The organism is Desulfitobacterium sp. THU1, assembly GCF_038181555.1.
Lineage (GTDB): Bacteria > Bacillota > Desulfitobacteriia > Desulfitobacteriales > Desulfitobacteriaceae > Desulfitobacterium.
The window spans coordinates 21664-27762 of sequence record NZ_JBBWUA010000031.1; the positions used below are offsets into that span (position 1 = coordinate 21664).

Sequence of the window (6099 nt, forward strand, 5' to 3'; positions counted from 1 at the left end):
TTACCCCCTTACTCTCTGCATGCTGCATTTTCCGCATGGGCATTTTCCTTGTACATGGGCTTCAAACTCATCAGCAAAATGTTTAAGCAGGGTGGTCACCGGAACAGGAGCACTTTGCCCTAAACCGCAAAAGCTTGTGTTTTTCATCGTCTGGGAAAGGCTCTTTACGCGTTTAAGGTCTTCAGTTGTCCCTCTGCCTTCGGATAGCTTTTCAAGGATTTCCAGGATTCTCTGGTTTCCTTCTCGGCAGGGCGTACACTTCCCGCAGGATTCCTCGACAAAGAACTCCATGACAGCCTTCAGATAATCCACAACACATTGGCGATCATCTACAACTAACACCGCTCCTGAACCAAGGGATAAACTATTCTTTTTCAAGTCGTGATAACAAATCTTGGTATCGAGCAGGCTCTCTGGAAAACAGGATCCGCTGGAACCGCCCAAATGGACAAACTTTAATTTTCTACCTTCGGCAATGCCACCACCAAGGTCTTCTACCAATTCACGGAGTGTGGTTCCAAAAGGAACTTCATAAACTCCGCGGCGAACTACATTTCCGGAGAGGCACATCAGCTTGGTCCCACCGCTGTATTCTGTACCGATGGACAGGAACCTTTCTCCACCTTCCCTGACAATCCAGGGAATGCAGGCATAGGTTTCCACATTATTAAGCACCGTCGGCATCATATTTAAGCCGGCATTTTTAATATAGGGGGGCTTACGCCGAGGACGGCCGGTTTTCCCTTCGATGGACTCGACTAGGGCCGTATTTTCACCACAAACATAGGCTCCTGCTCCTGATACCACCTGGATGTCAAAGTTCCATCCGGTTCCTAAAATGTTCTCACCCAGGAAACCGGCTTTCTTCGCACTCTCGATGGCAGACCTTAGGGTTCTTTGGATAGCGGGATACTCTCCACGACAATAGATGAACCCTTCCTTGGCGCCAAAAATGAAGGCTCCAATGGTCATTCCCTCAATCAGCATCAGCGGGTCCTTAGCCATGATATCCCGATCCTTAAAGGTACCCGGTTCCCCTTCATCCGCATTACACACCATATATTTAAGACCCTTTTCCAAAGGTATCGCATAGGCTTGTTCCCATTTGATTCCTGTAGGGTAAGCCGCGCCACCCCGGCCAAAAAGCTGGGCAGTTTTAATTTCCTCAATGATATCCTCCGGGTTCATGGTAATAGCTTTTTTTAACCCTGCATAACCACCGGCTGCTAGATAGTCCTCCACAGAATCGGGCTTAATTCGATCAAAACGATAACTTAAAATCTTTGTGTTCTCCATAATTTAAGCCTCCTCCTTGCAGATGTCGATTACAGCTTTAAGTGCCTCATGAGTTAAATTCCCGTAGACCTTCTCCCCAATTTTTATAGCCGGGGAGATATCACAAGCACCAAAGCAGCTTGACTGCACTATAGTAAACAAACCATCTTGGGTAGTTTCACCTGTCTTGATTCCAAGTACCTCTCCTAACAAATGTTCAATAGATTCAGCACCGCTCACGTGACAGGGGCCACTCTTGCACACCTCAATGAGGTATTTTCCCCGCGGTTCTGTACTAAACATAGCGTAAAAAGAAATGACTCCATAGACTTTGTTCAAAGGCAAATCTATCGCTTGAGCTACGTACTCTACCCATTCCTTAGGTAGATAATTCTGTCCGGAAAGAGCTTGCATTTCCAGCATGATTTGAATTAGATTTTCTTTTGCATAGCGATACTTTTCTAGAATATCGTTGATTCTTTCCATCTCTAATTCTCCTTCGTCGTATTACTTCGTTACTTCCTTATTACCTATGATAATTATGATGAATGGTATTGTTTCACTTGGCGAAACCCTTTTCCATCATACAAAACATTTACTCATGCATTCATTGTATTCATTTGTGATATAAATTACAATACCTAATGACGAAGTTTAAATTTTGGATTTAGCAACAAGTTTCTAACTATTCTAAAATTTAGAACCTAGTATTGTTTATTTGCACTTGGGCAATCTAGATAAGGTTATATAACTTTATTTCGAGGAGGTTTATCATGACAACCAAAAAAACCGCTTCAGGATTAGAAAGCCTAGCCGGGTTGAAAACAGACATGGAAGTAGCTGAAGAATTAGGCACTCTAAAATCGCAATATGAACAAATGCAACAGTCTATTTCTAGCTTGCAGTCCAGTCTTAGTTCACAAAATAGCGCTATGGGACAAGGCCAAAACCAAAGTCAGCAATTAACTCAACTTTTTGATCAAATGAATCAATTCAAAAGTCAATCCAAACAAGAGCATTCCCAAAGCTTAAATCAACTACAGACAGCCCTCCAATCCGCAACCCAATCTCTAAATCAAGCTAGTCAAGCGATTCAGTCCTCCAAGGCCTTATCGCAAATGAATGATTTCATCGAACAGGCTCAATCTCAACTTCAAAGCATGTCTCAAAGCAGCCAACAGATGTCTCAAGGTGCAACGGGGCAGAGTTCTTCTATGCAAATGGGACAAAATTCTGCTATGCAGATGGGGCAAGGAACTTCCTCGCCGATGGAACAAAAGATCGAACAAAGCGGCCAAGATTCCCAGATGGGTCAAAGCCTCCAATAGTAATTGCAAAAATATGAAAAATCCCCTGGCCACTGAGCTATGGGGTCAGTTTTGGAGTGGAAAAGTCAAAATTGCACGCATCTCAATGGAATTCTCTGATTAAATAACTTCAAGAAGCGCAAAGAAGGGATAGCCAAATTGGCTATCCCTTAAATTCTCTATCCACTCCCGTTGATTAAATCATTTTGTTGTTTGAGTGCCTTCGTCGCTTTTGTACTCTAAAATATCACCTGGTTGACAATCCAAAGCCTCACATATCGCTTCTAAGGTTGAAAACCGAACCGCTTTTGCTTTTCCATTTTTCAGAATAGAGAGATTCGACATGGTTATGCCAACCTTCTCCGAAAGTTCTGTTACGCTCATTTTTCTTTTTGCTAACATCACATCAATATTAATGATAATAGCCATGAAACCCACCTCAGATCGTCAAATCATTTTCTGATTTTATATTAATAGCTTCTTGTAAAAGTCTTTGGAGAACGGCAGCAAAAACGGCGATCACCATTGAAGCAAAAGGAATAACCATTCCGACAAATATGAGACCAGGCGCATCATCTTTATCCGCTACAAAAAAGAATAACGGCAAGCCTAGCAGATGTAAACTACAGATTGAAATGGCACAGTACTTGATTTTCTTTAAAGCTATTACCGATAATTCAGAGAAAGCTCTACTCTTGTCAATATAACTTAAAAGTTTAAAGGCTTGGTACAGAGCAAAGTAAAAAGGTATCGCAGAGCCATATAAAATGGTATATACAATATACTTCAAGGAATTGATATTTAAAAAACCAGATACAGCAGAAGCCAGTTCAGGCACAAAAAATATACACAATGCAAGAATTGGGATTCCTAAAAAAATAACAGCCAGTCTCAAAAAGTGTGTTTTAATTTGTTTCATAAAAAAACCTCGCTAATTGAATTTCATTAAAAATGTTATCATTTTGGGTTTTATCTCTTAAGAAGATTTTCCAATGGTTTTTGAAGCGCTTCAATAAAAGCGGTGATGATACTTGTTGCTAAAATAGCCATTAGGCTCAATGCTGTTGGACCTGCTGCATCATCTCCTGTGATGCTGGAAAGCACTCTTAAGTATGCTATTCCTAACACAAAGAAGAAAATGATGATCAAAGCAGTTTTCCTTATAACCTTCAAGGATTTAAGCGATAACTCGGAAAAAGCATTGTTCCTCTCGATATAGGTTAATAGGTTAAATGCTTGATACAATGCAACAGAAAACGCAATACAGCATCCATAGGCAAAAACTAAAAAGGGATATGCCGAGTAAACCCCAGGTTGTGTTTTGATCTCTCTGATGGTTAGCACCGGTAACCAATAGATACACAAAGCAAACACCGCGATACCAACTACAAAAATTATTGCCTTTAAAAAAATGGTTGAACCATGTTTAATATTCATTTAAGGCACCTCACTGATTTGATGATAAACTGATTCTAACATAATATTTATCGATTATCAATAAATTTATATCGTTTCCAGCGATGCCAAAATTCTGCGAGGCTTAATTGAAAGGTGAGAAGCCATTTTGTAAACTGAGATGCAGTCTTTGTAACCGACAACTGAATATTTGTAAACGAAACGCAGTTTTTGTATTCGAAATGCCTGCTTTGAAAACCAAATGCAGCTTTTGTAACCCAAACGCAGTTTGATTTATTTGTTTTCATAACCTATCCTGATTTATACGGGCATGCCAAGTGGAGGTCGACTCGGGAATGTAAATTATTTTGTAATCGTAGAATCCACCCCGGTTTTTGGGTTGAACTTGGGTTGTTGGCGGCTTAAGTTTATCGTTTATCGTTTGAGAAGAGCAAGTTTCATCACGATTTCACTGGCCGCAACCGGTGAGCATCCCAGTTTCTGCAAAGCTTCTTCTCCATGGCAAAAGCTGAACGTTTCGTAGGGGCTACGGTTGTTCAGCTTTTTTCTTTTGTACGAATTGATATGATTCATCATGCGAGTAATCTCTTCCTATCCAGCTTTGGCGAACGACCTTTTCTCACACTAAAAGCAGAATTTGCTCGCCCCCTACGTTCCACGTACAGTCCTTGTGAGCCTTCCTCCATGTAAATACGTTCCCATTTCGCTACAATGTTATGGTTACACAGATTGTATTTTGCTGCTGTCTCACGAAAGCTTAGATGGTTTGCTTGCATATCTTCAATGACCTTTTGTTTAAACTCTCCCGAGTAAGTAATACGTTGCTTTTTTATCGCATTTATTCCATGGATTTCGTAAGCCGCTATCCTTTTCGAAACGTCACTTAAATGTACACCAAATTTTCTAGAAGCCTCTCCCGCAGATATTCCATTATCTAATACACTTTTTATTACTTCCAACTTAAATTCAGGTGAATATTTGGCCATAAAAAACTGCACCTCCAAATACTAGACATAAATACTTTACCACATGTCTAACATTTGGGGTGCAGTTCACCATACCCGCGGTTCCTTTATAACACTAATCATAAGAATATTGAGTTACAGTATCTTCTTGGTCAACATACTCTAGAATATCACCTGGTTGACACTTAAGTGCTTTACAAATCGCGTCTAGAGTCGAAAACCGTATAGCTTTTACTTTACCGGTTTTTAAGTTTGAGAGATTAACATTAGTAATCCCAATTTCCTCAGCCAGTTCGTTAAGTTTTTTCTTCCTTTCAACCAAGACTCTATCTAATCTGATTATTATAGCCATTGCTTAGCACACCCTTACAATGTTGTATCTACTTCGTCTTGAAGGTACATACCATATTTGAATATATCAGCTATTATATAGACAATCACTGCAACTAAGACTCCACTTATATGGATATTTGAAAAATCAAATGTGAAAATCTTTGTTACAAAAGCTGATCCCAAGAGGTTTTTAATTGGATCTAAAGCAACCGAATAAATGATTATTGATAATGCTATTTTTTTAAGACTATTAACAGTATCGATATTAAATGGGGTTGTCTTTTTTATGATTGAATTAAGAATATTCATCACTTGTTTTAAGCCATATAGAAAAACAATATTAAGAATCGCACTTGAAACTAAATAAGTAAGAAAGGCTGATTTTGGGTCAAATCTACTGATATTTAGAGGTTGAATTATACTAAAAGGAACAAATATACCAAAAGCGGCACCATTAGATGAGTTATATGCTATAAACCAATCCATATTTCCTTTTTCAGCAGTAAATCCTTGTTCGGGAGCAAAGAATAAAAAAAGAGCCACAATTAAAGCTGCAAAGAGTAATATTATGCCAATTACAAAGATAAGTAATAAGATACTTTTGATAATTCTAGCTCTTTTTTGCATATTTATAACGCTATCTTGTTTCATGAAATTACCTCCCTTTTTTACAGTATATAGCATACTATTCGAATGTCAATAATTTATTAACGATATTCATTAATAAATTTAGCTTTCTAGTATGGACACCAAGCTCAAAACCTTAATTGAAAGGTGAGAAGCCATTTTGTAAACTCAGATGC

9 protein-coding genes and 1 pseudogene are annotated in these 6099 nt (G+C 39.0%); 1 reads left to right on the forward strand and 9 read right to left on the reverse strand.

Going from position 1 to position 6099, the window contains the following annotated elements; all coding sequences use genetic code 11:
- Nucleotides 1–1296 (reverse strand): complex I 51 kDa subunit family protein, encoded by a 1296-nt coding sequence (locus AAC978_RS15790; protein ID WP_341549034.1) that lies wholly within the window; start codon nucleotides 1294–1296, stop codon nucleotides 1–3.
- A 3-nt stretch (nucleotides 1297–1299) separates the two neighbouring features.
- Nucleotides 1300–1761 (reverse strand): NADH-quinone oxidoreductase subunit NuoE family protein, encoded by a 462-nt coding sequence (locus AAC978_RS15795; protein WP_341549035.1) that lies wholly within the window; start codon nucleotides 1759–1761, stop codon nucleotides 1300–1302.
- Between the two features lie 287 nt (nucleotides 1762–2048).
- Here AAC978_RS15795 and AAC978_RS15800 point away from each other — a divergent pair, with 287 nt between their 5' ends.
- Nucleotides 2049–2603, forward strand: coding sequence for a hypothetical protein (locus tag AAC978_RS15800; protein WP_341549036.1), 555 nt, complete (start codon nucleotides 2049–2051; stop codon nucleotides 2601–2603).
- A 180-nt stretch (nucleotides 2604–2783) separates the two neighbouring features.
- Here AAC978_RS15800 and AAC978_RS15805 read toward each other — a convergent pair whose 3' ends face one another.
- From AAC978_RS15805 to AAC978_RS15835, 7 genes and pseudogenes are all read right to left on the reverse strand, one after another.
- Nucleotides 2784–3011, reverse strand: a complete 228-nt coding sequence (locus AAC978_RS15805) for a helix-turn-helix domain-containing protein (protein ID WP_341549037.1) — start codon at nucleotides 3009–3011, stop codon at nucleotides 2784–2786.
- Nucleotides 3012–3021: 10 nt separating this feature from the next.
- Complete coding sequence (locus AAC978_RS15810; RefSeq protein ID WP_341549038.1) at nucleotides 3022–3501, reverse strand: DUF2975 domain-containing protein; 480 nt, start codon at nucleotides 3499–3501, stop codon at nucleotides 3022–3024.
- A 50-nt stretch (nucleotides 3502–3551) separates the two neighbouring features.
- The gene (locus AAC978_RS15815; RefSeq protein WP_341549039.1) at nucleotides 3552–4019 is read right to left on the reverse strand and encodes a DUF2975 domain-containing protein; all 468 of its coding nucleotides are present in this window, start codon (nucleotides 4017–4019) and stop codon (nucleotides 3552–3554) included.
- Between the two features lie 393 nt (nucleotides 4020–4412).
- Nucleotides 4413–4589: pseudogene (locus AAC978_RS15820) on the reverse strand (IS30 family transposase); the annotation flags it as partial.
- A complete protein-coding gene (locus tag AAC978_RS15825; protein ID WP_341549041.1) occupies nucleotides 4571–4984 on the reverse strand; it encodes a transposase in 414 nt (137 codons plus the stop codon). The gene AAC978_RS15825 and the pseudogene AAC978_RS15820, both read right to left, overlap by 19 nt.
- Nucleotides 4985–5078: 94 nt before the next feature.
- A complete protein-coding gene (locus tag AAC978_RS15830) occupies nucleotides 5079–5315 on the reverse strand; it encodes a helix-turn-helix domain-containing protein (RefSeq protein WP_341549042.1) in 237 nt (78 codons plus the stop codon).
- A gap of 14 nt (nucleotides 5316–5329) precedes the next feature.
- Complete coding sequence (locus tag AAC978_RS15835) at nucleotides 5330–5947, reverse strand: DUF2975 domain-containing protein (RefSeq protein ID WP_341549043.1); 618 nt, start codon at nucleotides 5945–5947, stop codon at nucleotides 5330–5332.
- Nucleotides 5948–6099: the final 152 nt, after the last annotated feature.

Bases quoted from the DNA above. Each gene is read 5' to 3' on its own strand.
- AAC978_RS15790 (WP_341549034.1), bottom strand. From the start codon at position 1,296: ATGGAGAACACAAAGATTTTAAGTTATCGTTTTGATCGAATTAAGCCC.
- AAC978_RS15795 (WP_341549035.1), bottom strand. From the start codon at position 1,761: ATGGAAAGAATCAACGATATTCTAGAAAAGTATCGCTATGCAAAAGAA.
- AAC978_RS15800 (WP_341549036.1), top strand. From the start codon at position 2,049: ATGACAACCAAAAAAACCGCTTCAGGATTAGAAAGCCTAGCCGGGTTG.
- AAC978_RS15805 (WP_341549037.1), bottom strand. From the start codon at position 3,011: ATGGCTATTATCATTAATATTGATGTGATGTTAGCAAAAAGAAAAATG.
- AAC978_RS15810 (WP_341549038.1), bottom strand. From the start codon at position 3,501: ATGAAACAAATTAAAACACACTTTTTGAGACTGGCTGTTATTTTTTTA.
- AAC978_RS15815 (WP_341549039.1), bottom strand. From the start codon at position 4,019: ATGAATATTAAACATGGTTCAACCATTTTTTTAAAGGCAATAATTTTT.
- AAC978_RS15825 (WP_341549041.1), bottom strand. From the start codon at position 4,984: ATGGCCAAATATTCACCTGAATTTAAGTTGGAAGTAATAAAAAGTGTA.
- AAC978_RS15830 (WP_341549042.1), bottom strand. From the start codon at position 5,315: ATGGCTATAATAATCAGATTAGATAGAGTCTTGGTTGAAAGGAAGAAA.
- AAC978_RS15835 (WP_341549043.1), bottom strand. From the start codon at position 5,947: ATGAAACAAGATAGCGTTATAAATATGCAAAAAAGAGCTAGAATTATC.